The 24,983-nt window shown below is 64.5% G+C and carries 24 protein-coding genes; 11 read left to right on the top strand and 13 right to left on the bottom strand.

The annotated features are described in order from the left end of the window. Positions 1-58: 58 nt before the first annotated feature. Positions 59-1,048, bottom strand: coding sequence for a cell division protein FtsX (locus tag AC1DYC_RS19635; RefSeq protein WP_477409145.1), 990 nt, complete (start codon positions 1,046-1,048; stop codon positions 59-61). Next, positions 1,041-1,700: a cell division ATP-binding protein FtsE gene (ftsE, locus tag AC1DYC_RS19630; RefSeq protein WP_023685344.1), complete on the bottom strand. Its 660-nt coding sequence runs from the start codon at positions 1,698-1,700 to the stop codon at positions 1,041-1,043. The genes AC1DYC_RS19635 and ftsE overlap by 8 nt, the downstream gene beginning before the upstream one ends. 180 nt (positions 1,701-1,880) lie before the next feature. Between ftsE and AC1DYC_RS19625 the strand changes: the two genes are divergently transcribed. From AC1DYC_RS19625 to AC1DYC_RS19615, 3 genes are all read left to right on the top strand, one after another. Beyond that, the gene (locus AC1DYC_RS19625; protein ID WP_477409143.1) at positions 1,881-2,519 is read left to right on the top strand and encodes a hypothetical protein; all 639 of its coding nucleotides are present in this window, start codon (positions 1,881-1,883) and stop codon (positions 2,517-2,519) included. Between the two features lie 26 nt (positions 2,520-2,545). Further along, a complete protein-coding gene (gene hpt, locus AC1DYC_RS19620) occupies positions 2,546-3,088 on the top strand; it encodes a hypoxanthine phosphoribosyltransferase (RefSeq protein WP_477283475.1) in 543 nt (180 codons plus the stop codon). Positions 3,089-3,153: 65 nt separating this feature from the next. After that, on the top strand, positions 3,154-3,525 hold the full coding sequence (locus AC1DYC_RS19615; protein WP_477305678.1) for a response regulator: 372 nt from the start codon (positions 3,154-3,156) through the stop codon (positions 3,523-3,525). A gap of 3 nt (positions 3,526-3,528) precedes the next feature. On the opposite strand, the gene AC1DYC_RS19610 is transcribed toward AC1DYC_RS19615, so the two are convergent. Then, positions 3,529-4,479: a DMT family transporter gene (locus AC1DYC_RS19610; protein ID WP_477409141.1), complete on the bottom strand. Its 951-nt coding sequence runs from the start codon at positions 4,477-4,479 to the stop codon at positions 3,529-3,531. Positions 4,480-4,760: 281 nt separating this feature from the next. On the opposite strand from AC1DYC_RS19610, the gene AC1DYC_RS19605 reads away from it, so the two are divergent. Further along, the gene (locus AC1DYC_RS19605; protein WP_477409139.1) at positions 4,761-5,624 is read left to right on the top strand and encodes a LysR substrate-binding domain-containing protein; all 864 of its coding nucleotides are present in this window, start codon (positions 4,761-4,763) and stop codon (positions 5,622-5,624) included. A 22-nt stretch (positions 5,625-5,646) separates the two neighbouring features. On the opposite strand, the gene AC1DYC_RS19600 is transcribed toward AC1DYC_RS19605, so the two are convergent. From AC1DYC_RS19600 to AC1DYC_RS19590, 3 genes are all read right to left on the bottom strand, one after another. Next, positions 5,647-6,018 (bottom strand): glyoxalase superfamily protein, encoded by a 372-nt coding sequence (locus AC1DYC_RS19600; protein WP_477305674.1) that lies wholly within the window; start codon positions 6,016-6,018, stop codon positions 5,647-5,649. A gap of 41 nt (positions 6,019-6,059) precedes the next feature. Continuing rightward, positions 6,060-8,672, bottom strand: coding sequence for a TIGR02302 family protein (locus tag AC1DYC_RS19595; RefSeq protein ID WP_477409137.1), 2,613 nt, complete (start codon positions 8,670-8,672; stop codon positions 6,060-6,062). 137 nt (positions 8,673-8,809) lie between these two features. Beyond that, positions 8,810-9,751, bottom strand: a complete 942-nt coding sequence (locus tag AC1DYC_RS19590; protein WP_477409135.1) for a threonine/serine dehydratase — start codon at positions 9,749-9,751, stop codon at positions 8,810-8,812. A 50-nt stretch (positions 9,752-9,801) separates the two neighbouring features. Between AC1DYC_RS19590 and AC1DYC_RS19585 the strand changes: the two genes are divergently transcribed. Continuing rightward, entirely contained in the window at positions 9,802-10,104 is a 303-nt protein-coding gene (locus AC1DYC_RS19585; RefSeq protein ID WP_477305668.1) for an ArsR/SmtB family transcription factor, read from the top strand. A 21-nt stretch (positions 10,105-10,125) separates the two neighbouring features. Here AC1DYC_RS19585 and lysA read toward each other — a convergent pair whose 3' ends face one another. The 3 genes from lysA to argH all read right to left on the bottom strand — a co-directional run bounded on the left by lysA (position 10,126) and on the right by argH (position 13,159). After that, positions 10,126-11,394 carry a diaminopimelate decarboxylase gene (lysA, locus tag AC1DYC_RS19580; protein WP_477409133.1) on the bottom strand — a complete coding sequence of 423 codons (1,269 nt, stop codon included), beginning with the start codon at positions 11,392-11,394 and terminating at the stop codon, positions 10,126-10,128. A gap of 65 nt (positions 11,395-11,459) precedes the next feature. Beyond that, complete coding sequence (locus AC1DYC_RS19575) at positions 11,460-11,666, bottom strand: hypothetical protein (RefSeq protein WP_477305664.1); 207 nt, start codon at positions 11,664-11,666, stop codon at positions 11,460-11,462. A gap of 92 nt (positions 11,667-11,758) precedes the next feature. Beyond that, positions 11,759-13,159 carry an argininosuccinate lyase gene (gene argH, locus AC1DYC_RS19570; RefSeq protein WP_477409131.1) on the bottom strand — a complete coding sequence of 467 codons (1,401 nt, stop codon included), beginning with the start codon at positions 13,157-13,159 and terminating at the stop codon, positions 11,759-11,761. A gap of 33 nt (positions 13,160-13,192) precedes the next feature. On the opposite strand from argH, the gene tlpA reads away from it, so the two are divergent. Beyond that, on the top strand, positions 13,193-13,888 hold the full coding sequence (tlpA, locus tag AC1DYC_RS19565) for a thiol:disulfide interchange protein TlpA (protein ID WP_477409129.1): 696 nt from the start codon (positions 13,193-13,195) through the stop codon (positions 13,886-13,888). On the opposite strand, the gene AC1DYC_RS19560 is transcribed toward tlpA, so the two are convergent. Both AC1DYC_RS19560 and AC1DYC_RS19555 read right to left on the bottom strand, forming a co-directional pair. Beyond that, the gene (locus AC1DYC_RS19560; RefSeq protein ID WP_477409127.1) at positions 13,885-16,332 is read right to left on the bottom strand and encodes a bifunctional diguanylate cyclase/phosphodiesterase; all 2,448 of its coding nucleotides are present in this window, start codon (positions 16,330-16,332) and stop codon (positions 13,885-13,887) included. The two genes, tlpA and AC1DYC_RS19560, sit on opposite strands and share 4 nt — an antisense overlap. 129 nt (positions 16,333-16,461) lie before the next feature. Continuing rightward, positions 16,462-16,629 (bottom strand): hypothetical protein, encoded by a 168-nt coding sequence (locus tag AC1DYC_RS19555; protein ID WP_477409125.1) that lies wholly within the window; start codon positions 16,627-16,629, stop codon positions 16,462-16,464. A gap of 290 nt (positions 16,630-16,919) precedes the next feature. Here AC1DYC_RS19555 and AC1DYC_RS19550 point away from each other — a divergent pair, with 290 nt between their 5' ends. The 5 genes from AC1DYC_RS19550 to AC1DYC_RS19530 all read left to right on the top strand — a co-directional run bounded on the left by AC1DYC_RS19550 (position 16,920) and on the right by AC1DYC_RS19530 (position 22,235). Then, on the top strand, positions 16,920-18,272 hold the full coding sequence (locus tag AC1DYC_RS19550) for an extracellular solute-binding protein (RefSeq protein ID WP_477409123.1): 1,353 nt from the start codon (positions 16,920-16,922) through the stop codon (positions 18,270-18,272). A gap of 167 nt (positions 18,273-18,439) precedes the next feature. Beyond that, positions 18,440-19,324 carry a carbohydrate ABC transporter permease gene (locus tag AC1DYC_RS19545; protein WP_477409121.1) on the top strand — a complete coding sequence of 295 codons (885 nt, stop codon included), beginning with the start codon at positions 18,440-18,442 and terminating at the stop codon, positions 19,322-19,324. A 7-nt stretch (positions 19,325-19,331) separates the two neighbouring features. Continuing rightward, on the top strand, positions 19,332-20,246 hold the full coding sequence (locus tag AC1DYC_RS19540) for an ABC transporter permease subunit (RefSeq protein ID WP_477409119.1): 915 nt from the start codon (positions 19,332-19,334) through the stop codon (positions 20,244-20,246). Between the two features lie 10 nt (positions 20,247-20,256). Further along, on the top strand, positions 20,257-21,357 hold the full coding sequence (gene ugpC / locus AC1DYC_RS19535) for a sn-glycerol-3-phosphate ABC transporter ATP-binding protein UgpC (protein WP_477409117.1): 1,101 nt from the start codon (positions 20,257-20,259) through the stop codon (positions 21,355-21,357). A gap of 74 nt (positions 21,358-21,431) precedes the next feature. After that, a complete protein-coding gene (locus AC1DYC_RS19530; RefSeq protein ID WP_477409115.1) occupies positions 21,432-22,235 on the top strand; it encodes a phosphodiesterase in 804 nt (267 codons plus the stop codon). Positions 22,236-22,241: 6 nt separating this feature from the next. Here the strand turns inward: AC1DYC_RS19530 and AC1DYC_RS19525 are convergent, their stop codons facing one another. Further along, complete coding sequence (locus tag AC1DYC_RS19525) at positions 22,242-23,324, bottom strand: ABC transporter ATP-binding protein (protein WP_477409113.1); 1,083 nt, start codon at positions 23,322-23,324, stop codon at positions 22,242-22,244. After that, the gene (locus tag AC1DYC_RS19520; RefSeq protein WP_477409111.1) at positions 23,321-24,892 is read right to left on the bottom strand and encodes an ABC transporter permease; all 1,572 of its coding nucleotides are present in this window, start codon (positions 24,890-24,892) and stop codon (positions 23,321-23,323) included. The genes AC1DYC_RS19525 and AC1DYC_RS19520 overlap by 4 nt, the downstream gene beginning before the upstream one ends. Positions 24,893-24,983 lie beyond the last annotated feature (91 nt).

Raw genomic sequence — 24,983 nt, 5'->3', positions numbered from 1 at the left:
TCGCCCCTTTGTTCCTGTCCTTGCCTCCCCGTGCTGTTTTCGCTTCTGCTGTCATTGCTCAGCCCGCATCCGGCTGGCGGACATCGATGTCGCTGAGGTAGGCGACGACGGTGGCGTGCGATGTCGCCGCCGTCAGCCCGCCGATCACCAGCACCATCAGGCCGACGCCGAGATATCCTGCCGATCCGATGGCGAAATTGCCGAACAAAGCAGTCGCCTGGTCGGCCTGCGGCGTTGCCATGTTGCGTGACGACCACCAGGAAAAGACAATGAAAACCAGGATCGCAGCGGCGCCACCGGCGGCGGCGCCTTTCATGCCGGTGACCAGGAAATGCCAGCGGAATTCGCGCGCAATGAAACGCGCCTCGGCGCCGACGAAATGCAGCACTTCGATGATATGGCCGTTGCCGGCCATGGCGCCGCGGGTGGCGAACACCACCGTCAGCACTGTCGCCGACAGCATCAGCACCAAGACGGCGATGCCAATGGTGACAGTGGTGCGGGCCATGGCGACCAGCCGGTCGACCCAGGTGCGGTGATCGTCCAGCGAAGCGCTCGGCAGCTTGGGCGTGATCGCCGCGCGGATGGCGGCAAAGTCGGGCGGGCTGGTCTCGTCGATGGTGACGATGATCAGCCGCGGCACCGGCAGTTCGTCGATGTTCAGCCCAGAGCCCAGCCATGGCTCCAGCAGACGCGCGGTCGCGTCGCGGTCGATGATCTTGGTCGCTTTCACGCCGGGGAACTCGCCGACGATCTGCGAGGCCTGGGCAAGGGCTGCCTCCATGTCGAGACCGTCGACCGGCTTGATCTGGATCGTCGCCTCGCGCGAGATCTGGTTCTCCCACACCGAGGCGGTGTCTCGCACCAGCGTGACGGCGCCGAAGGTCAGGCAGGACAGGAAGGTCATGATGGCGATGACCAGCACCAGAGCGCGGCCGGCAATGTTCTGCGCCGGCACGATCGGCGCCATGCGGCGCTGAACGCGCTGCGTCGTCGCCGCCGGCTCCGCGGCCTCTTCATGCAGATGTTCGGCGGATAGCTCAGTCATAGATATCCAGCCTTCCGCCGGCCAGGATCATGCGGCGCGCGTCGACCTGCTCCATCAAGCCGAGATCATGGGTGGCGATCACCACCGCAGTGCCGAGCCGGTTGAGCTCGATGAACAGCCTGAGCAACCGGCGTGCCAGCGGCGGGTCGACATTGCCGGTCGGTTCGTCGGCGAGCAGGATTTCGGGCTGCTCGATCAGCGCGCGGGCAATCGCGGCGCGCTGCTTTTCGCCGCCAGACAGGACCGGCGGCAGTACATGCATGCGCTCGCCCAGACCAACCCATTTCAAAAGCTCGGTCACGTCGGTGCGATAGCTCGCTTCCTCGCGGCCGCGCACGCGCAGCGGCAGAGCGACATTCTCATAGGTGGTCATGTGGTCGAGAAGGCGGAAATCCTGGAACACCACGCCGATGCGGCGCCTGAGATGCGGCAGTTCGGCGCGCGAGATGCGCGAGCGGTCCTTGCCGAAGATGGTGATCAGCCCGCGCGTCGGCTTCAGCGACATGAACAGAAGGCGCAGCAGCGTCGTCTTGCCGGCGCCGGAGGGCCCGCTCAGGAACTGGAAGGAGCTCTCCGGGATGTGCAGGGAGATGTCGCGGAGGATTTCCGGACCCATGCCATAGCGGAGGCCGACATTTTCGAAGCGGATCACGTGCGACGACCTGGAATCTGTGGCGGCGGCGTGCCAGCCCTTTCTGTCAAACGACCATCGGCCGCCATGGTTAACCGTCGGTTAATTTTCGTTGTTTTTGAATGCGTCACAAGGGTTCCGGTGGGGAAGCGTTAACCATTTCCATTTACGCAAAAGAAACGAAGAGCGAACAGCGGGGCCATGATGGCTGAGCAACGAACCGCGCGCCCGGTTTCCGGCGAAATCATGACCGGGACAAGTGCCGCGCCGGAATTGCGTCCTTTGGCGACCGACATCGTCGATGCCGATTATGAGGTGCTGCCTCGCAGTGTCTCGAAGGCGGATGCTATCCAGCCGCCCGCGCGCAGCAAGGCCACACCGTCGATCGAAGGCATGGAGATGCTGCGCAAGCCAGAAGCCGCAACGGTGCGGCCGCCGGCGTCGCGCGGCGGGCCGATCTTCTGGATCGCTGGCGTTGGTGCGGCGCTTGCCGCCTTCTGGGTCTCGGGCGGCCACGCGCTGGTGCGCCAGACGCCGTTCTGGGGGGGCGAACAGCCGGCGGGCACCGTACTCAGCATTGCCGGCGTCACCTCGCGTGTCGACGCGTCCGGCTTCACCCCGGTGCTGTTCGTCGATGGCGAGGCCGTCAATGACGGGGTGAAAGCCGGGCCGTTGCCGCCGTTGGAAATCCGCGTCACCGGCAATGACAGCCGCATCACCCGCTATACGTTGGGGACATCCAACCGTTCGCTGGCGCCCGGCGAAAGATTCGGCTTTTCCAGCCGCCTCGATGTGCCTAGAACCGGCGTCAAGGCCGTCTCGGTCACTTTCGCCGGTTAGGCGACGATCTCTCGGAAAGGTTATTGATGCCAGTTGTGCGCGGCAAGGACATCGAGGTCCTGTTTTCAGCGTCCGCGATCGCGCGGCGCAATCTGGAGCTCGCCAAGGAGATCGCCGAGCACGACTATCACGACCTGCTGGTGATTTCGGTGCTGAAGGGCTCCTTCATCTTCGCCGCCGACTTGATTCGCGCCATGCACGATGTCGGGCTGTCGCCGGAGGTCGAGTTCATCTTCATTTCCAGCTATGGCGCCGGCACCACCAGCGGCGAGGTGAGGGTGCTGCGCGACATCGACAATGAGGTCGCCGGCCGCGACGTGCTGCTGATCGACGATATTCTGGAATCCGGCAAGACGCTGTCCTTCACCCGCAATCTGATGCTGTCGCGCGGCGCCAAAAGCTGTTCCATCGCGGTGCTGCTCGACAAACGCATGCGCCGCCAGACCGAGCTCAACGCCGACTATGTCGGCTTCGACTGTCCCGATTATTTCGTCGTCGGTTACGGCATGGACGTCGCCCACGCTTTCCGTGAATTGCCATTCGTAGGCGTCGTCAAAGGGGACGCCTGAGAAAAGGCTTCTCGACGCTTCAAATTTTCAGAAAAAGTCAACTTTTGCCCGCCAAATTCCGGCCCATGGCAAAGCTTCTGATCGTCGAGGACGATGAGTCCGTCCGCACCCTCGCCGCCCGCGCGCTCGAACGCGCCGGGCATTCGATCGACATTGCCGCCGATGGCGCGCAAGGGCTGGCGATGATCAGCGCGGCAGGCGGCGGTTACGATCTCGTCGTCTCCGACATCCGCATGCCGGAAATGGACGGCATCGAGATGGCGATCGCGGCCGCCAGGCTTTTCCCTGACATGAAAATCCTGCTGATGACCGGTTATGCCGACCAGCGCGAACGCGCCGAGGAGTTGAACGGCATCATTATCGATGTCGTGCAAAAGCCGTTCACGCTGGCCGAAATCCGCTCGCGGGTCGACCAGGCGCTCGCCTGCTTCGCCTGACTTTCAAGCCGCATCCTGGCTTGCGGCAAGGACTGGGGTGACGCCCTTGCGTCGCTCGGTGTTGAGCGCCAGCAGGCCGGCGCCGATGATCAGCGCGGCACCGATGGCGGTGGTCGAGCGCGGCACCTCGTTGAAGAACAGGAATCCCCAAAGCGGCGACCAGATGATCCCCGTGTATTCGAAGGTGGCGACGCGATTGGCGGGCGCCAGCCGGTAGGCTTGCGACAGAAGAATCATGCCGGCCGAAGCGACGAAACCGCAGGCTGCCATCTTGAGGAAATCCGGTGTCGTCGGCCAGGCCCATGGCCGCACCAGGAATTCGAGGCTGGGGTGGACAGCGTGGGTAATGCCGGCAAGCCAGAACGTGCAGGCAACCGCGGCGGCGCCGACGAGGTAGGCGCCGTTCTGGTAGAAGGCCATGACGGTGGAGGATTCGGTATCGCCGATCTTGCGCGCCATCAGCTGCGAAAAACCGTAGAGCAGCGCCGAACCCAGCGACAGGAAGGCCGCCCAGTCGAACAGGCCGGCGCCCGGGCGCAGCATCACCACGACACCCAGCATGCCGATCAGCACGGTGGCGAGCGTCTGCCAGGACACGCGTTCGCCGAGATAGGGGCCGGCCATCGCCATGATGAACAGCGGCGCCATGAAGTAGAGCGCCACAGCGTCGGCCAGCGGCAAAGCGGCGATCGCCAGATAGTAGACGGTATAGGAGCTGAACTGGATGAAGGCGCGGATCGTCAGCAGGCCGAACCGCTTCGAGGCGATGGCCCGCAAGCCGACATCTGCGTGGACGAGAACGATCAGGATCGGCAGAGCGACGATCGAGCGGATCCACATCACCTCGGTGACGGGATAGCCGCCCGACACCGCCTTGACGAGCGGGTCCTGGAGCGAGAACACCAGCACGCCAAGGCACAGGCTGATGATGCCGAGGACGATCCGGTTGCGCATGCGTTGTTGCCGGCCCCTAGAGCACGATGCCGAAAAGTGTGAAGCGGTTTTCGGACGACATCATGCTCTTTCCATCTGAACTGCCCGCAGCCGCCCGGCCGCGGGGTAAAAAGAACCCGCCACCGTTTCGGGCAGCGGGTATGAGTGAGGACTCTTCGATTGGTCCGCAACCGATTTCGCGGCCGCATATCCAATGGGTAGGCTGACTATCGTCTGGCGTTTGACATGTTGCAAACGAATTGGAATGATACCAGCGATCAAATTTGCTTATGACGGATTCGATGCGGCCAACCCTCGACAGCGATCTTCTGCGCACCTTCGTGGCCATTGCCGAAGCTGGCAATTTCACGCGGGCGGCGGAGCAGGCCGGCCGCACCCAGTCGGCTGTGTCGATGCAGATGAAGAAGCTCGAGGAGCTGGTCGGCGACAGCCTGTTCGAACGCGGCTCGCGCGGCGTCGCGCTGACGCGCCGTGGCGGCGAGCTGATCGTCAATGCCCGCCGCATCGTCTCGCTGCTCGACGAGACGGCGGCCTCGATGGCGGCGGCACCCCTCGGCGGGCCGGTTCGCATCGGCATTCCCGAGGAATATGGCCATGCCATCCTGTCGCGCGCGCTCGGCGCCTTCTCCAAGCGCCACACCAAGGTCGAGGTCACGGTGCGCTACGCGCATTCAGGCGCGCAACTGGCGGCACTTGCCGCCGGCGAGCTCGACCTCGCCGTGGTCTTCGAATGGCAGGATCCAGGTGGCGGCGAGGTGCTGATGCACGATCCGACGGTGTGGGTGACATCGAGCCTGCATCACATGCATGAGGAGCAGCCGGTGCCGATCGCGCTCTACAACAGGGCCGGCTGGTGCAAGGACTTCGCCATTAAATCGCTGGAGCAGCGCGGGCTTGCCTATCGGGTCGCCTATACCAGCGACACCACCGGCGGGCTGAAGCTCGCCGTCACCTCCGGCCTGGCGATCGCGCCGATCTCGCACAGCAACATTCCGGACGGCTGCCGCGAGCTCACCGCCGCCGACGGGTTCGGTCACATCGATTCCTCGAATGTGGTGATGCATCGCAACCCCAACGCGTCAGGCGAGGCGATCGACGGCATGCAGGAAGCGATCCGCGACGCGTTCGTCAACAGGTCCGATTAGAGCGGTTGTTTGCTGCAGCTGCCTAGCCTGCCGCATCCTCGTAGAAATGCAGGCGGTTGCCGAAGGGGTCCGCGACCGATACTTCGCGGCTTTGCCAGGGCGTGGTTTCGAGACCCGGCCGGGCGAAGCGGTATTTCTTGCCGATCAGTTCGCGATGCAGCGCCGCTATATCCTCGACCTCGATGCGCACCGCCACGCCCGGCGCGCCGTCACCGTGGTGTTCGCTGAGATGCAGCACGCAGCCGTCGCGGATTACACCCATGTAGAGCGGCGCATTGTCGTCGAAGCGGTGCTCGAACTCGACCTTGAAGCCGAGGAAGTCGAGATAGAACTCGCGCGCCTTGGCGATGTCGAAGATGCGCAGGATGGGCGTAACAGTCCCGAGTTTGGGCATGGCGTCACCATTTCGGTTGGATCGGATCTCCCCGGGCGACGCTACTTCAGTTCGAGCAACCGCTCGAGATAGCTGCGCTCAATGTCGGGGCTGAGCGCGTTGCCGAGCCGCTTGCGGATCGCTTCGAGAATCTGGCGGGCGCGCTGCACGTCGATCTCGTCGGGCACCTTCACCGAGTCGCCGAAATCAGGTCCACGGCTGGCGCGCGGCCGGCCCAGCGGATCGCGGTCGGCATCCTGCTGGCGACCGCCTTCCTGGCTACCGCCTTGGTCGCCTTGCATCGCCTGCAGCTGCTTCATCATCTCCTTGGCGCCTTTGCGCAGCGCCTCCAGCGCGCGACCCTGATGGCCGACGGCCTGGTCGCCTTCGCCTTCGCCAAGCGACTTTTCGGCATTGCCCATGGACTTGCCAGCTTCGCCGAACCCTTCATTGGGCTCGAGGCCCATGCCTTCCAGGCCTTTCTTCAGTCGGTCGAGTTCGCTTTGCAGCTGGCCCTGGCCTTCCTGCAACTGCTTCATCGCATCGGCGAATTCCTGCGGCGTCATCTGCTTTTTGCGGGCAAGCGGATCGCGGTCGTCCCCGACGCCGGGTTTGTCCTGATCCTGTCCGAGCTGCTCGTCGCCATCCTGTTGCTGCTGGTCTTGATCTCGCTGGCCTTGGCCGCGCTGCATCTGGTCCATGCGGTAGGTGTCGTTCATCATCTCCTGCTGGCGGCGCATGATCTCGCCCAGCTTGTCCATCTGCTGGCGCATCTCACTGTCCTGCTCGCCGCCTTGCTGCTGACGGCCGGCCTGCAGGTTGTTCATCATATTTTCCAGCTGCGACAGCAGCTCCTGCGCCTTGTCGCGGTCGCCTGATTTCGCCAGGTTCTCGATCTGGTCCATCATGCGGTCGATGTCGCTCTGGCGCAGCTCGCGGCCGTTCTGCTGCATCTGCGGCGCGTTCGGGTTCTGCTTGGCGCGTTCGGCGAATTCCTGCAGGAATTCGTTCATCGCCTCGCGCAGTTCCTTCATCGCCTTTTCGATCTCTTCGTCGCTGGCGCCACGCTTGATGGCGTCCTGCAGTGCCTGCTGCGCCTGGCGCAGGCGCTTTTCGGCCGCCGACAGGTTGCCTTCCTCGATGCCGAGCGCGATTTCCCAGAGATAGGCAACCTCGTTGCGCAGCTGGTCGTCGCTGTCTGACATTTTCAGCCGGCTGCGGGCGCTCATGATGGCGAGGTAATGCGACATGTTGTCGAACGTGTCTTCGGGCCGAAGCGTGATCGCGTCCATCAGGTCGAGCACGCGCGGCTTGGCGTTGGCATCGAGCGCCAGCAGGCGGCGCTGCTCGATCACCGCCCGCGCCAGCGGGTTGGCGAAGGGCCGCTCGGGCATCAAGATGGTCTTGGTTTCACTGGTCGCGGTGTGTCCGGCATCGTCGGTGGCGACAAGCGACAGCTTGACGCTGGCGCCGGCCCAGACGTGCTCGGTGAGGTCCTTGGTGGTCTTGGCGGCGTTCGCCTTGCCGCCGCGGCGCGGCAGCGCCAATGGCATATCAGGCGGACCGTAGAGCGGATGCGCATCGGGCGCCGCCGGATCGGCCAGCGCGAAAACCGCCTTGGCGGTCGCCGCGCCATAGTCGTCGTCAATCTGGTAGTTGAGCTCGAAGGCGCCGTTCACGGCGCGCTTGGGCTCGCCGACGAAGCGGATCGTCGGCGGCTTGTCGGGGATCACCGCGAAGGCCCATTGGCCGAGATCGGCTTCGCCTGATTTCAGCGTCAGCGTGCCGTCGGCCGTCAGCTTGCCGGTGAACTGGCGCAACTTGGGCGTCGCCGGATTGACCGCCGCTGCCTTGATCGCTGCTGCCTGCGGACCCATCGGGTTGATGGCGCGGGCATTGCCACCCTTGTCGGCGAAGCTGAGCGTTTCCTCGCCGGAGCCGCCGGTGACGCGCAGCGAGACGTCGCTGCCCTGCGGCACGGTGAAGGTGGCTGCCGCCTGCTTGGCGTTGTTATCGAGCACTGGCGTGGTGAGGAAGATGGGCGGCTTGCCGGTATAGGCCGGCGGGGTTACCCAGGCATCGATGCGCGGCGGCACGATGTCGCGCGCCGCATGGGCACGGAAACCATCGGAGAGCCTGCCGCCCGACGGCCCGAAGGAAAAGGCAAAAGCGGTGACCAAAAGCAGCGCCGCGATGGCGCGCAACCCCCACGGGTCGCGTTCCGGCACGCGGGTACGCGGCACATCAGCACTGAGGTTGCCGAGCTTGTCGGCCATGCGCTTTTGATGTTCGCGCCACAGCGCCTGGGAAAAGATGCTTTCCTTGCCGCTTGGACGGTCGGTCTGGACCAGCACCGGGCTGTGCTGCAACTGGTTGGCCGCCTCGATGCGGCGGTCGACTTCGGCGGCCGAGGGAAGCTTGAAGAAACGCAGCGGATAGAGCGCCGCGAGCGTGGCAATGCCGAACACCGCGACCAGAACAATGCGCGCAACGTCAGGCAGGCGAGGAAAGAGACCGAGCCATGAGAGGCTGAGGAACAGGCTGGCGACGATGAGCAGCGGCAGAAGCAGCGGCCAGCCGCGCTCGACCGTTATCGAGAGGCGTGTCACCAGCCGGCTCAGGGCAAGCCGCCCGGCCAGGCTGCGATCGCCGCTGGAAATGGGGCTTTCCGTCATCGGCCCTTCCTGCCCGGGCGGGATAGCCCAGACTCAACCAATGGAAGTTTACCAGCAAACACGGCAAAGGCGAGGCGGTTCCGAAAACTTGAAGAGCTTTGGCGGGTTTTCCGTCCGCATTTCAGTCGAAGCAAGGTTCAGAATTTCGCCGGATCGGTGTTCGAGCCGCACACCAGGACAGCGATCCGTTCGCCCGGCGCCGGCGTGTAGCGGCCGGACAAAAGGGCTGCAAAGGCTGCGGCGCCGCCCGGTTCGGCGATGATCCGCACCCGTTCCCACAGCGCCTTCTGGGCGGCGATGATGGCGTCGTCGGTGACCAGGATGGAGCGCTCGACAAAGGCCTCGGCGATCGGGAACATCATTTCGCCGACGCGCTTGGGCGCCAGCGAATCGGCGGCGACGCCTTCGGCTGGCGCATCGACGGGGTGGCCGGCCTCGAAGGCGCGATGCAATGTCGGCGCGCCCTCGGGTTCGATGGCGATGATCCTGATGCGGCCGGCAAACCAGGCGGCGATGCCGCCGATCAGGCCGCCACCGCCGACGGCGACCAGCAGCGTGTCGATCTCAGGCAGGTCTTGCTCGATTTCGAGGCCGAGCGTGCCCTGGCCGACCAGTGTTTCTTCCTGGTTGAAGGCGTGGATCTGCAGTGCGCCGGACTTTTGGGCAAAAGCCTCGCTGGCGGCCAGCGCTTCGGCATAACGGGCGCCGCCGACGACCAGTTCGGCGCCGTAACCGCGGATGCGCTGCAGCTTGGCCGCCGGGCTGACTTCGGGGACGAAGATCGTCGCCTTGTGGCCGAGCCGCATGGCGGCATAGGCGACAGCGGCGCCATGATTGCCGCCTGACGCCGCGACGACGCCGACCTCGGGCACCGGCCGTTCCAGCAGATTGGTGAAGGCGCCGCGCGCCTTGAACGAGCCGGAATGCTGCAGGCATTCGAGTTTCAGCTCGACCGCCAGCGGCGGCCGGTCGAAATCGGCCATGTCGACGCGCAGCACCGGCGTGTGTCTGACATAGGGGCGGATGCGCGGTTCCATCGCCGCGATGCGTTCGCGCGTGACGGTGTTGCCGTTCGTCATGACCATCTCCTTGGGATTGACAGCAATTAGTAACTTGGCAAAATGGCTAAATGCAAGAGGTTGATGTCTTCAAGGCGATCGCCAACGAACGCAGGCTGCAGATCCTCGACTGGCTGAAGGATCCTCAGGCGCATTTCCCGGCCCAGGCAGACGGCGATCTGGTCGAGGACGGCGTTTGCGCGCTGCTGATCGCGGAGAAGCTCGGCATTACGCAGGCGACGCTCTCCGAACATATGCGCGTGCTTACCCAGGCCGGCCTGCTGCGCCCCAAGCGTATCAAACAATGGACGTTCTACCGCCGCGACGAGAACAAGATCGCCGACACAAGGGTGCTCATCCAGAACCGGCTATAGGCGCAGCCGGCGCGGCGACTTCTATGCAAGCCAGTCGGGCACCGAGTCCAGGCCAATTAGCTCGTCATAGGTCTGGCGCCGGCGCACGACATGGAAACGGTCACCGTCGACCAGAACCTCGGGCACAAGAAGGCGGGTGTTGTAGGTGCCGGACTGCACCGCGCCATAAGCGCCGGCCGTCGACACGGCAATCAGATCACCAGACTTCAGCCGCGGCAGGTCGCGGTCGAGGCCGAGATAGTCGCCGGTCTCGCAGACCGGGCCGACGACATCGACCGCCATGCGCGGCGTGTCGGCCGGCGGCTGCACCACCGGCTTGATGTCGTGGAAGGCATCGTAGAGCGTCGGCCGGATCAGATCGTTCATGGCGGCGTCGACGACGAGGAAGTTCTTGGCGTCGCCTTCCTTCACGAAGATCACTTCCGAGACCAGGATGCCGGCATTGCCGACGATCAGCCGGCCCGGCTCGAACATCACCTTTACCCCAAGCTTTGTGAGTTGCTTTCTGACGATCTCGGCATAGGCATCGGGCAGAGGCGGTGGGCTGTTGTCGGTACGGTAAGGGATGCCGAGGCCACCGCCGACATCGACGTGCTCGACGGTGTGGCCATCGGCGCGCAGCGCGCCGACCAGTTCCGCCAGAAGCGCGAAGGCGTCGTCAAAGGGCTGCAACTCGGTGATCTGGCTGCCGATATGGGTGTCGATGCCGATCGGCTTGATGCCCGGCAAGCCGGCGGCGCGGGCATAGACCTGGCGCGCCCTTTGCCAAGGGATGCCGAACTTGTTCTCGGCCTTGCCGGTGGAGATCTTTCTGTGCGTCCTGGCGTCGACATCCGGGTTGATGCGCAGCGAGACCGGCGCCACCTTGCCGAGCGCCGTGGCGCGGGCCGACAGCAATTCCAGCTCCGGCTCGGATTCGACGTTGAAGCAGAGAATGCCGGCCTCGAGCGCGAAATCCATTTCGCGCGCGGTCTTGCCGACACCGGAAAACACGATCTTGTTGGCGGGGATGCCGGCGGCGAGCGCGCGGCGCATTTCGCCTTCCGAGACGGTGTCGGCGCCGGCGCCCAGCTTTGCCAGCGTGCGCAGTACCGCCTGGTTGGAATTCGCCTTCAAGGCGTAGCAGACCAGCGTGTCGAGCCCGGCGAAGGCATCGGCAAAGACGCGGAAATGCCGGGTCAGCGTGGCCGTCGAATAACAATAGAACGGCGTGCCGACGCTTGCGGCGATGTCTGGTATCGCCACGTCCTCGGCATGGAGCACGCCGTCGCGGTAATCGAAATGGTTCACGAGAGTGTTTCCGGAAGTTGGAGCAGGAGACCTGGTTTAGCGAGACTAAGCCGGTCGCTCCGGCTCTAGAGCAGCGGGTCGAGGATGAACTTCTTGTCCACGACCGGTTTTTCCGGCTCCGGCGGCACCGGCTGCTTGGCGCGCGCGGCGTCCTTGCGGGCCTGGACGGCCGCTTCATAGGGCGTGTCGAGACCGGCCTTGCGGCCGCAGGCGGTCACGGCAACCATGGCCGTCAGCAGCGTCACCGTCACCAAAATCCTGCTAGCGGTCATCGATCCATCCGTCCGAAACTTTTCACGTGCTGCCGCTTTTAGCCGAGTTTTCGGTGCATTGCACCCCGGATATTGCCGCGCAATATCCGGCATCACGCCTTGGCGATGCGCTTTTTCCAGGCGCGGATCTGCTTGCGCACTTCCGATGGCGCGGTGCCGCCGAAGCTGGTGCGGCTCTTCACAGAATTCTGCACGGCAAGCACCGAGAAGATATCCGATGTGATGCCGGGATTGATCGACTGCAGGTCCTCCAGCGAAAGCTTCTCCAGGCTGACCTTCTTCTCTTCGGCCAGTGCCACCGCGCGACCCGTCACATGATGCGCCTCGCGGAAGGGCAGGCCCAGCGTGCGCACCAGCCAGTCGGCGAGGTCGGTCGCGGTCGCGTGGCCCGATCCGGCGGCTTTTTTCATGGCGGCGGCGTTCACCGTCATGTCGCGCACCATGCCGGTCATCGCCGCCAGCATCAGGTCGAGCGTCTCTGCGGCGTCGAAGACCGATTCCTTGTCTTCCTGCATGTCCTTGCCATAGGTCAGCGGCATGCCCTTCATCACGGTCAGCAGGCCGACAAGGTGGCCGGTGACGCGGCCGGTCTTGCCGCGCACCAGTTCGGCGGCGTCCGGATTCTTCTTCTGCGGCATGATCGAGGAGCCGGTGGAGAAGGAATCCGACAGCCTGACGAAGCCGAATTGCGGCGTCGACCAGATGATGATCTCTTCGGCGAGTCGCGACAGATGTGTGGCGCAGATCGCTGCCAGGCTCAAGAACTCCAGCGCGAAATCGCGGTCGGAAACGCTGTCGAGTGAATTGCGCATCGGTTCGCGGAAGCCGAGCGCTTTGGCGGTCTGGTGGCGGTCGATCGGGAAGCTGGTGCCGGCTAGGGCTGCCGCACCGAGTGGGCTTTCGTTCATCCGCTCGATGGCGTCGCGGACGCGCGACAGATCACGCGCAAACATCTCGACATAGGCCATGCAGTGGTGGCCGAAGGTCACGGGCTGCGCTGCCTGCATGTGGGTGAAGCCCGGCATGACGGTCGCCGCATGTTCTTCGGCTCGATCGAGGAAAGCAGCGATCAGGCCTTTCAGCGCCTCGGCCACACGGAAGCACTCGTCCTTGACCCAGAGCCTCAAGTCGACCGCGACCTGATCGTTGCGCGAGCGGGCCGTATGCAGACGTCCGGCGGCCGAGCCGATCAGATCGGCGAGGCGGGCCTCGACATTCATGTGGATGTCTTCCAGCCGGGTCGAGAATTCGAACGTGCCGGCCTCGATCTCTTTCAGGATCGTGTTCAGCCCGTGAGCGATTTTTTCTTGATCGGCCGTCGAAATAATGCCCGTTTGCGCCAACATTTCGCTGTGAGCGATCGAACCTCTTATGTCCTGCGCATAAAGTTTGCGGTCGAACGAGATCGACGCGTTGATCGCTTCCATGATTGCGGCCGGACCCGAGGCAAAACGTCCGCCCCACATCTGGTTGCTGGCCTTCTTGTCGCTCATCGCTATAACCCGTGCTCCGGAGCAGTTTAGAAAATGGCAGACGGCAATAGATACTTCCCGGCCCCGCGCCTGATCCTCGCCGCCTTGGTGGCAGGCGTGCTGGCGGGCGCGGTCGCGGTATATGTCAGCGAGAGCGGTTCTGGCAACAACGCAGCCTCCGCCAGCGCGCCAGCGCAAGCTGCCGCCGGCGCCAGCAAGGATGATGTCGCCTGCGCCGCCAAGAGCGACCGCGCCAAAAAGGTCGCCGCCGCGGCCACGGGCCAGGTTGCCGCTCTGCTGCCGGCCGATCCGCCGCAATCGCTGAAAAGCCTCGCCTTCAACGGTCCCGATGGCAAGCCGATGACGATCGCCGACCACGCCGGCAAGACGGTGCTGCTCAATCTGTGGGCGACATGGTGCGCGCCTTGCCGTGCCGAAATGCCGGCGCTCGACGCGCTGCAGAAGGAAAAGGGAAGCAATGCCTTCGAGGTGATCGCGGTCAATGTCGATGCGGGCGACGACGTGAAGCCGAAGAAGTTCCTCGCCGATATCGGCATCGGTTCGCTCGGCTACTACCGGGATTCGACGCTGGCGCTGTTCAACGACGTCAAGACGCGCGGGCTGGCGCTCGGGCTTCCCGTCACCATGCTGATCGACGGCGAAGGCTGCCTGGTCGCGCATATGAACGGGCCGGCCGAATGGTCGGGGCCGGATGCCAAGCGCCTGGTCGAGGCCGCGCTCGCGCCTTAGGCCGAGCGCAAAGCGGCTGCCGGTTCGAGCATCAGGATGCTGCCGCCGCGCGGTTTGATCGTGGCGTCGTCCTCAGCTGGCGGCGCAGTGACGCCGGTCAGTTCACTGAACGCCTCGATCGGGCTCGGCCGGCCAATGTAATAGCCCTGGCCAATTTCGCAGGCCTCGGCGTCCAGGAATTTCAGTTCGCCCAGTGTCTCGACGCCCTCGGCCAGAACCGGCAGGCCGAGACCACGGCCAAGCCCCAGCACGGCGCGCACGATGGCCGCCACCTGGCCGTTGCTGTCGACCGATTTGATGAACGAGCCGTCGATCTTGATCTTGTCGAAGGGGAAGGCGCGAAGGTTGGACAGCGAGGAGTAGCCGGTGCCGAAATCGTCCATCGCCACATGCACGCCCAGCGCCTTGACCTGCCGCAAGGTGGCGAGCGCGCGGGGCATGTCCTTGACCAGCGCCGTTTCGGTGATCTCGACTTCGAGCCTGCCGGGCGACAGGCCGGTGCGGAGCAGGACTTCATGCACCTTGCGGCTGAAATTCGGGTTGTGGAGCTGCACAGCCGAGACATTGACCGCGACGGTCAAAGGGTTCTTCCAGCGCGCAGCCTCGGCGCAGGCGGTCGCCAGCACCCATTCGCCGATCTGGATGATGACGCCGCTGTCTTCGGCCACCGGGATGAAGATCACCGGCGACACGTCGCCGCGCTGCGGATGGCGCCAGCGGATGAGCGCTTCGAACCCGAGCATCCGCCCGCTGCTGATCTCCTTCTGCGGCTGGTAGACGAGGCGAAACTCATTGCGCGCTATGGCCTGGCGCAGTTCGTGCTCCATCACGCGCCGATCGCGCGCCTCGGCGCCCATCGAGGCCTCGAAGTAACGGTAGGTGTCCTTGCCTTCGGCCTTGGCGCGATAGAGCGCGGTGTCGGCATGGCTGACCAGGGCTGTCGGCTCGTCGGCGTCGAGCGGATAAAGCGCAATGCCGATGCTGGCCGACACTAGGCCGCCCCCGACCGACTGCCGGTTTTCCTCGCGCATCGCCGCCAGCACCTGCTCGGCAATGCGGCCGGCCGCCTGTGGATCGGGAAGGTTAGGGACAATGATGGCGAACTCGTCGCCGCCGAGACGCGCCAGCATCTGCCCATGGCGGAGCACGCCGGAGGCGCATAGCGCCACCTTCTGCAGCATGGCATCGCCGGCGCCGTGCCCGAACAGGTCGTTCACTTCCTTGAAGCGGTCGAGGTCGAGCAGCAGCAGCGCAAGATTGTCGGGCTTGCCGCCGTGGCCCATTGCGGAAATTTCGGCCTCGAGCCGGCCGGAGAAACTGCGGCGGTTGGGGAGTCCGGTCAGCGGGTCGAAATGGGCGAGGCGCAGGATCTCCTGCTCGGCCTTTTTGCGTTCGCGAATGTCGCGCACGGCGACGACGTTGTGCGGCTTGCCGCAATAGTCGATGCTCCTGGCGATCAGTTCGACGGGGATGGCGGTGCCGTCATGGGCTCTGAGTTCCGCTTCCTGTGCCTGTCCGCTGCAGTCGGATATGCCGGCCGCGATGCGTTCACCGAAGAGGTCGCCGAGCAGCATCGCGTTCAGCGCTTCCGGCGCCATGCCGGTTAGGGCAGCGATGCTGTCATTGGCGCTGACGATGCGCGCGCCGTCGCAGACGATCAGGCCCTCGACGGCGGCGTTGGCGAGGCCGTGCATGCGCTCGGCCTCGAGCTTGTGACGACGGAAGCGCAGGTCGATCCACAATGCTGCGGCTGAAAGCACCAGGATCACCAGGCTGACTGCTGCGGCGGCGAAGGCCTGCGACAGCGGTTCGACCGTGAACTGCGATATTTCGATGGAGGAGTCCGGGAAGATCGACACCGCGCCCATGGCGATGAAGTGCAGGCTGCAGATCGCCAGCGTCAGCAGGACGGCGGCGGCGATGGTGCCCTGCATGGACGGGCGCCGCAATACGACCAGCAGTGCCAGCGCGGCGAGGGTGACGCCTGCCAGCAGCGAGACGGCGACCAGCAGTGTGTTCCAGACGATGCGTCCTTCGACCTCGAAAGCGGCCATGCCGATATAGTGCATGGCGGCGATGCCGGCGCCGAGGACCGCGCCGCCGACCAGGGCGTAGTCGGTGCCCCGGCGCAAGGTGGCAATCCACATGCCGGCGGCGGTCAGGGCGACGGAACCGGCGAGCGAAAGCGCCGACATTTCCGCATTGTACGCGTTGGGGATTCCCGGAGAAAAGGCAAGCATGGCGATGAAATGCGTCGCCCAGATACCGAAGCCGGTGGAAGTGGCTGATATCATCAGCCAGGTATAGCGGTTGCGCTCGCTCGAGCGGTCGACATGGCGAAGCAGATTGACCGCCGAGAACGAAGAAATACCGCAAATAAGGGCTGCCAGTGCGACCAGTCTCAGATCGTGCTCGTGCACGATGCAATTATAGACCGTCAGCATCTCGCCCCACCTGCTCTCCCGCAGCAATCAGCCATCGACTTGATTAGTACAGGGCGCTTGAAGAATCGGTTATGGGCACCACAACTACAGCGGGTTTTTCCGGTTGTATCTTCCAGCGACCTTCTCTCGTTACAGGCTCTCGCCGGCACTTGCCAATGGCCCCGTGCCGCCGATCTCGATCTGCGTCATGTAGCCGCCATTCCCGCGCTCGGCCAGATGGGTGGCGCTATCGCGCGGGCCTTCGCGCATCGCTTGGTCGTCGGCGGCGGGCACATGCGTCAATTGCTGGACCAGCATTCGTCTCTCCACTCTCGTCTCGTCTTCAGGCCCGTCATCTGCCCCGTCGGAAGGATACATTAGCCGGATAATCATTCGTTCAACCGGGTCTTTACGCCGTTCCAAGGCGCCCTAGCTACCTAGAGCGCCGGTGTGACGGTTTCATACCGGCCTGGCCGTCGAGGAGGAGAGACCGGCTGTCCACAGGCCCGAAAAGCCACAGCAGAACTGTCACATACCTTCTCTATGAGAGCGGCAAGGGACTTGCGCAAAGCCTGTTGTCATCAGCCACTCAAGAGGGAATGAAATCCATGTCGATCTTCAAGCAGGGCTTTGCTGCCCTTGCCGCCGGTGCCTTGAGCATCGCGCTGGCACAGCCGGCAGCCGCGGAACCGGTCAAATTCGATTTCTGGTTCGGCCTTTCAGGCGACCTTGCCCGCGTCGTCGATACGCTGTGCAAGAACTTCAACGCATCGCAAGCCGACTATGAAGTCGTCTGCACCAGCCAGGGCAATTACGACGCCACGCTGCAGAACACCATCGCCGCCTTCCGCGCCGGCAAGCAGCCCGCCGTGGTTCAGGTCTATGACGTCGGCACCGCGACCATGATGCTGTCGGGCGCCTACAAGCCCGCCGACAAGCTGATGGAAGAAAACGGCTACAAGATCGACTATGCCGACTATTTCCCCGGCATCGCCCGGTATTATGCGACGTCGAAGGGCGAGATGCTCTCGTTCCCGTTCAATTCCTCGACGCCGTTGATGTACTGGAACAAGGATGCCTTCGCCAAGATCGGCAAGACCGAAGCGCCGAAGACCTGGGAAGATGTCGGCGCCGACCTGCAGGCCCTGAAGGACGCCGGCTATGAGTGCCCGATGGCGATCAACATCTCGGCCAATGAAAGCTGGCAGCTGATGGAACAGTTCTCGGCGCTGCACAACCAGCCGATCGCGACCAAGAACAACGGCTATGACGGCCTGGACGCGCGCCTCGAAGTCAACAAGACCAAGTTCGTCCAGTACGTCACCGATCTGAAGAAGTGGTATGATGCCGGCCTGATCAAGATCAAGTCCAAGGATCTCGGCCAGGACATGGTCCAGGCCTTCGCGACCGGCACCTGCCAGGTCATCCTGACCTCGGTCGGCGACCACGGCACCGTTGGCCGCACGCAGAAGGAAGGCATGAACTGGGATGTCGCCGAGCTGCCGGTCTATGCCGGCACCGAGCGCAAGAATTCGCTCGTCGGCGGCGCTTCGCTGTGGGTGCTCTCCGGCAAGTCGGATGCCGAATACAAGGGCGCGGCCGCGTTCCTGAACTTCATCCACGACCCCAAGACCGCCTTGTTCTGGTCGACCAACACCGGCTACATCCCGGTGACCAAGTCGGGCTTCGAGTACCTGAAGTCCCAGGGCTTCTACGACAAGGCGCCCTACAAGGGTCGTGAAGTCGCGATCGCCAGCCTGACCGCGTCCGAGCCGACCGAAATCACCCGCGGCATCCGCCTAGGCAATTTCACCCAGATCCGCGCCGAGTTCGGCACCCAGATGCAGGCGATCTTCGCCAACAAGGTCAGCGTCCAGGAAGGCCTCGACACGCTGGTCAAGAATGGCGACGCCATTCTTGAGCGCTTCCAGCAGACCTATCCGGACAAGACCCTGCCTTAACCCCCGGATACCGGTATGGCCGCCCGCCAAGAATCGACGGGCGGCCATTTCGTATCCAGTCCTTTTTGGAGCATGATCTTTTCCAAAAACCGGTACCCACTTTTTGGGACCATGCTCTAGTCTCATGCAGGAAAACGGGCCGGCGGTTCAACGGCATCGGCGGATCGATGGAAAAGCGCGTAACCTTCAGCAGGTGGACTGTCGGCATCCTCTTCGCGGTGCCGCAGCTCCTGTTGATCTTCACCTTCTTCTACTGGCCGGCCGGCCAGGCCGTGTACTGGTCGCTGACGCTGCAGCAGCCCTGGGGCGGCGGCAACATCTGGGTCGGGCTCGACAATTTCCGCTCGATCCTGTCCAACGCCGACTACTGGAATTCGATCAGCGCCAGCCTCATCTTTGCCGGTATCAGCACCGGGCTGGCGATGTTCATCGCGCTTGTGCTTGCCGCGCTCACCGACCGCCAGCTTGCCGGCTCGCGCCTCTACCGCGTGGTGCTGATCTGGCCCTACGGCATCGCCGCGCCCGCGCTGGCGCTGGCGTTCCGCTTCATCCTGGCGCCGGAAGCCGGCTTCATGGCCGTCGTCAATCAGGTCTGGCCCGGCTTCTGGGACCCCGGCCTCGACGGCGCCGACGCCATGGCCTCGATCATCGTCGCCTTTTCGTGGAAATATGTCGGCTACAACTTCATCTTCTTCCTCGCTGCGTTCCAGGCCATACCGCGCTCGCTGATCGAGGCGGCGGCGATGGACGGCTCCGGCGTCATCAGGCGCTTCTGGGATATCCAGTTCCCGTTGATCACGCCGACCATCTTCTTCCTGCTCGTCATCAACATCACCGAGAGCTTCCAGGATTCCTTCGGCATCGTCGACATCATGACCTCGGGCGGCCCGGCCAACGCCACCAATCTGATGGTCTACAAGATCTATTCCGACGGCTTCAAAGGGCTGGACTATTCCGGTGCTGCCGCACAGAGCATCATCCTGATGCTGCTCATCGTCGTGCTGACCATCTTCCAGTTCCGCTTCATCGAGCGGCGCGTGCACTACAGGTGAGATGACCATGGTAGAGCGCACTCCGTTCCTGAATTTCTTCACGCATGTGATTCTGTTCGTCGGCTTCGTATTTTGCATCGCGCCGTTCGTCATCGTGGCCATCGCCGCGTCGCACAACATCAAGGACGTCAACGACGTGCCGATGTCGCTGCTGCCGGGCAGCGACTTCTGGGTCAACATCAAGACGGCGTGGGTAACGGCCGACCTCGGGCCGAAGCTCTTGAACAGCTTCATCATGGCGACCGGCGTCGCCGCCGGCAAAGTCATCATCTCGGCGCTCACCGCCTTCTCGATCGTCTATTTCCGCTATCCCGGCCGTACCCTCATCTTCTGGCTGATCTTCATCACGCTGATGCTGCCGCTGGAAGTGCGCATCGTGCCGACCTATGCGGTCGTCGCCAATGTGCTCGAACCCTACCAGACGATCATGGATCTGACCGGCTTGTCCTGGCTGATAGAGAAGGTTTCGGGCGCGCATGTCGCGCTCAATCTGGGGATGCTCAATTCCTATCCCGGCCTGATCCTGCCGCTGATCGCCACCGCCACCGGCACCTTCCTCTACCGGCAGTTCTTCCTGACCGTTCCCGACGAGTTGACCGAGGCGGCGCGCATGGACGGCGCCGGGCCGCTGCGCTTCTTCATCGATATTCTGTTGCCGCTGTCGCGCAACAACATGGCCGCGCTCGGCACCATCATGTTCCTGTGGGCGTGGAACCAGTATCTGTGGCCGCTGCTCATCACCACCGACCAGTCGCATGCGACAGCGGTCACCGAGCTCAAGCAGCTCATCCCCAATGTCGGCGGGGCGCCCGAATGGCACATTGCCATGGCCGGCACGCTGATCATCATGCTGCCGCCGCTGGTCGTCGTGGTGCTCATGCAGCGCTGGTTCGTGCGCGGCCTCATCGCCACCGAAAAATAAGGAGCAGACAATGGCTTCCATCACCATCCGCGGCGTCAAGAAAAATTACGCCAAGACGCAGGTCGTGCACGGTGTCGACCTCGACTTCGCGTCCGGCGAGTTCGTCGTCATTCTCGGCCCATCCGGTTGCGGCAAGTCCACGCTGCTGCGCATGATCGCCGGGCTGGAGGATATTTCCGGCGGCACCATCGCCATCGACGGCACGGTGGTCAACAAGCTCGAGCCGCGCGAGCGCGGTTGTGCCATGGTGTTCCAGAACTACGCGCTCTATCCGCATATGAGCGTCGCGCAGAATATCGGCTATTCGCTGAAAGTGTCGGGCGTTCCCGCCGCCGAACGCACGCAGCGCATCCAGGCGGTTGCCCGGACGCTGGAGCTCGAGCATCTGCTCGACCGCAAGCCGATGGCACTGTCCGGCGGCCAGCGTCAGCGCGTCGCCATGGGCCGCGCCATGATCCGCGAGCCGAAGGTGTTTCTGTTCGACGAGCCGCTGTCCAACCTCGACGCCAAGCTGCGCGTGCAGATGCGCTCCGAAATCCGCAAGCTGCACCGCCGGCTCGCCGCCACCTCGGTGTTCGTCACCCACGACCAGGTCGAGGCGATGACGCTGGCCGACCGGCTGGTCGTGATGAATGGCGGCCGTGTCGAACAGGTCGGCACGCCGGCCGAAGTCTACAGCCGCCCGGCAAGCCGCTTTGTCGCCACCTTCGTTGGCGCGCCGGCAATGAACATACTCGAGGGCACGGTGACGCTCGACGGCCTGTCGCTGCTTGGCGACAGCCGCAAGCTCAACGTGTCACGCGCCGGCCTGCCGGTCGGCACCAAGGTCGCGGTCGGCATCCGGCCGGAATCCGTACGGCTGGTTGCGGCGGGCACGCCAGGCGCTCTCGAAGCGACCGTCGATCTGGTCGAGGAACTCGGCGCCGGACGCGTCGTCTATGTCGATCTCGACGGCGCGCCGTTCTCTGTGGTGACGTCGGAGACGGTCCACCCGGTGCCGGGCAGCACAGTCGGCCTGCAGTTTGCTGAAGCCGACCTGCATTTCTTCTCGTCCGAAACCGGAGGCCGGCTCGACGTGTTCAAGGCGTCGGTACCGGAACCGGCGCTCTGATTTTTGTAGCCATCAGCTAGCGCGTTTCCGTCTGCTTCGGACGGACGGCAAAGCAATTCCCAGGGAAAAGTCGCATGAAAATCATCCAGGTCACCGATGTCCATCTGGGCCGGCGCGGCGAGATCCGCTTTGGCGTCGATCTGCATGAGCGGCTCGACCGCTGCATCGACCACATCAATGCCCGGCATGGCGATGCCGCTCTTTGCGTCTTCAGCGGCGACCTGACCGAGACAGGAGCGCCCGAGAGCTACGCTGATCTCAAAGCGGCCTTGAGCCGGCTTTCGCTGCCGTACCGGCTGCTGCCGGGAAATCACGACCAGCGCGCCGATCTCGTGGCGGCATTCCCTGAGAACCCGACCGACGAGAACGGCTTTGTGCAATCGGTTTTCGATACGCCGGAGGCATCGCTGCTGTTCCTCGACAGCCTGGCCGAAGGCCGCGTCACCGGCGAACTCTGCGACAAGCGGCTGGCCTGGCTCGACGCACGGCTCGGTGAGGTGGCGGGACGGCAGGCCTACATCTTCCTGCATCACCCGCCGGTCGAGCTTGCCCTGCCGCTGCTCGACCCGCTCGGGCTCGAACAGAAGGAGCGTTTCCTCGAAGTGCTGACGCGCCATGGCAATGTCGGTCATATCTTCTTCGGCCATGTCCATCGCGACATTGCCGGCACGGTCTCCGGCATTCCCTTCACCGCGCAACGCGGCCTGCATGCCCGCTTCATGCTCGACCTCGTCGGCGACGAGGTGGTCGAGCAGGCGCCGCCGACCTACGGCATCGTGCTCATCGACGCAGGCGCCCGACGCGTGGTCGTGCACAACAACGACTTCCTCGAGACCTGGCCGCTCTGGTCACCGGCGACCGGCAAGAGGGTCCGATAGGTTCAGTCAGGCGAAGACGTGCGCCTTGCCGGAGACGGTCAGCCGCACGATCTCGCCGACGGAAGGCGCGTCGATACCCGGCTTGCGCAGCATCAGCGGCGTGTTGCCGATGGCCGCGGCGTCGGGCGGATCGGGGTTGTTCAACAGCCGCACCGCAATCGTGCACATCGAGCCGGCGAACTCCGATTCAGTCACCTCGGCGAAGATCGTGCCCGGTGGGCCCGACATGCCTTCTCGCGCGGTGCGGTTCACCTGCACCTGCTCCGGCCGCAGCATGATGCGGGCGATATCGCGGCGCTCCTTCGAGTCGACGGCAATGCGGCCGAGCGAGGAGGTGGCGAAGCCGCCTGAAATCTTTGCCGGCAGGATGATGGCGTCGCCGAGGAACTCGGCGACCATGCGGTCCTTCGGCTGCAGATAAAGTTCGCGCGGCGTGCCGACCTGCGAGAACTGGCCTTCGCGCATCACCGCGACCTGGCTGGCGAAGGACAACGCCTCGGCCTGGTCGTGGGTGACCAGGATGGTGGTGATCCCGGCGGTTTCCAGCAATTCGGCGACCGCCTTGCGCATCGAGGCGCGCAGGCCGGTGTCGAGCGCCGAGAACGGCTCGTCGAGCAGCATCAGCCTGGGTTTCATCGCCATGGCGCGGGCCAGCGCCACGCGCTGCTGCTGGCCGCCGGAGAGCTGGTGCGGGCGGCGTTTGAGGATCGCCTTGTCGAGCCCGACCGTATAGGCGAGCTCGACGATGCGCTCGGCGCGCTGGTCCTCGCCGCGGGCCATGCCGAAGCCGATATTGTCACCGATGCTGAGATGCGGAAACAGGGCGCCGTCCTGCGCCACCAGGCCGATGCCGCGGCGATGCGCCGGCACCGCATGGCCGCCATTGGCCAGCACCTCGCCGTCGAGCACGACGCGGCCCTGGTCCGGCGCCTCGAAGCCGGCGATCAGCCGCAGCAAGGTGGTCTTGCCGCAGCCGGACGGGCCGACGATCGCGGTGCGGCTGCCGCTGGCGACGCTGAGGTCGACACCGGCAAGGGCGGCCACCGGGCCGTATCGCTTGGTGAGGCCGCTTATTTCGAGAAAGCTCATCGTCCGGCCATCCGTTTCGACTGGACATAGAGCAGCCAGGTCAGCGGCAGTGACATCGCCACCATGATGAAGGCGTAAGGCGCTGCCGAGGCATAGTCGATCTCGCCGCTGTAGGACCAGAACGCCATCGCCAGCGTGCGCGTGCCATTCGGCGCCAGCATCTGGGTGGCGGTCAGTTCATTCATGATGCCGAGCGCGACCAGCGCCATGCCTGCCGCGGCCCCAGGCGCCGACAGGCGGATCGTCGTCGACCACAGCGCCTTCAGCGGCGGCCGGCCGAGGCTGGCGGCGGCGCGTTCGAGCTCGACCGGCGCCTGCGCGATCGACGCCCGAAGGCTGATCAGCGCGCGCGGCAGGAACATCAGCGCATAGGCGACCAGGATGGTGAACAGCGTCTGGTAGAGCGGCATGGCGATGCGCACGGTGATGGTGACCAGCGCCAACGCGATGACGACGCCGGGCAGCGAGCCGACGATGTAGTTGCAGCCCTCGAGCAGCCGCTGCAGCGGCCCTGGCGCGCGGATCGAGATCCAGGCCATCGGCATGGCGGCGATTGTTGCCAACAGGGCGCCGGCGAGCGCCAGGAACAGCGTCTGGCCAAGCGCCAGGCCGATCTCGTCGAAACGCCAGACATCGGCGCCGCCGGCGACCAGCCAGCGGCCGATGGTGACGAAGGGCACGCCGATGGCGAGTAGCGTGGTGATGGCAGGCAGAGCCAGGCAAGGCAGCGTGGCGCGCCCGAGCCTAGAGCGCTGCCGGTGGCGCGCCGCGCCCGAGCCGACGCGGGCATAGCGCTCTTCGCCACGCACCAGCACTTCCAGGGCGAGCAGCACGAAGCAGCAGGTCACCAGGACGCCGGCCAGCATATTGGCGGCAGGGCCGTTGAAGGTCGACTGGAACTGGTCGACGATCGCGGTGGTGAAGGTGTCGAAGCGGATGAAGACGTAGAGGCCGTATTCGGCGAGCAGATGCAGGCCGACCAGCAGCGCGCCGCCGCAAATGGCGAGCCTGAGCTGCGGCAGCACGACACGTGCGAACACGCGCCACGGTCCGAGGCCGAGCGCTGCGGCGGCATCTTCCAAAGCGGGGTCGAGCCGGCGCAGCGACGCCGCGATCGGCAGATAGAGGAACGGGAAATAGGCAAGCACCGACACCAGCACGCCGGCCCAAAGGCCGTGCAGTCCCGGCACCAGGGTAATCCAGGCATAGGAGTGGACGAAGGCGGGGATGGCGAGCGGCGCCACCGACAGCCAGGCCCAGAGGCGAGCGCCGGGCAGGTCGCTGCGCTCTGTCAGCCAGGCCAGTGCCATCGACAGGACGATGGCGATGGGCACGGCGAGCGCCGCCAGAAGCACGGTGTTGACCAGAAGTTCGCCGACGCGCGGCCGGAAGACCAGGGCCGAGACGGTGTCCCAGCCGGTCTGCACGGCGATCCAGATGATGAAGGCAAGCGGCACCAGCGACAGCAGCGAGACGATGATGGCGGCAAGCGCGATCCAGGACATGGGCTGCCGGCGGGGCCGCGCGGCTGCCTGGCCTGAACGCGCGAGATCGACTGCAGACTGCATCAGCTCGGCCGCGCCACTGCCGCCGGGGCGGGGGCGCCGCGGGTGCGGCCGGAAACGCAATGTGTCGTCATGGACAATGCCATCTCGAAAA

The organism is Mesorhizobium sp. P2_E7 (assembly GCF_056403855.1).
Note: the sequence above shows the minus strand (reverse complement) of the source record. Positions and strands in the feature narration are given on the sequence as shown.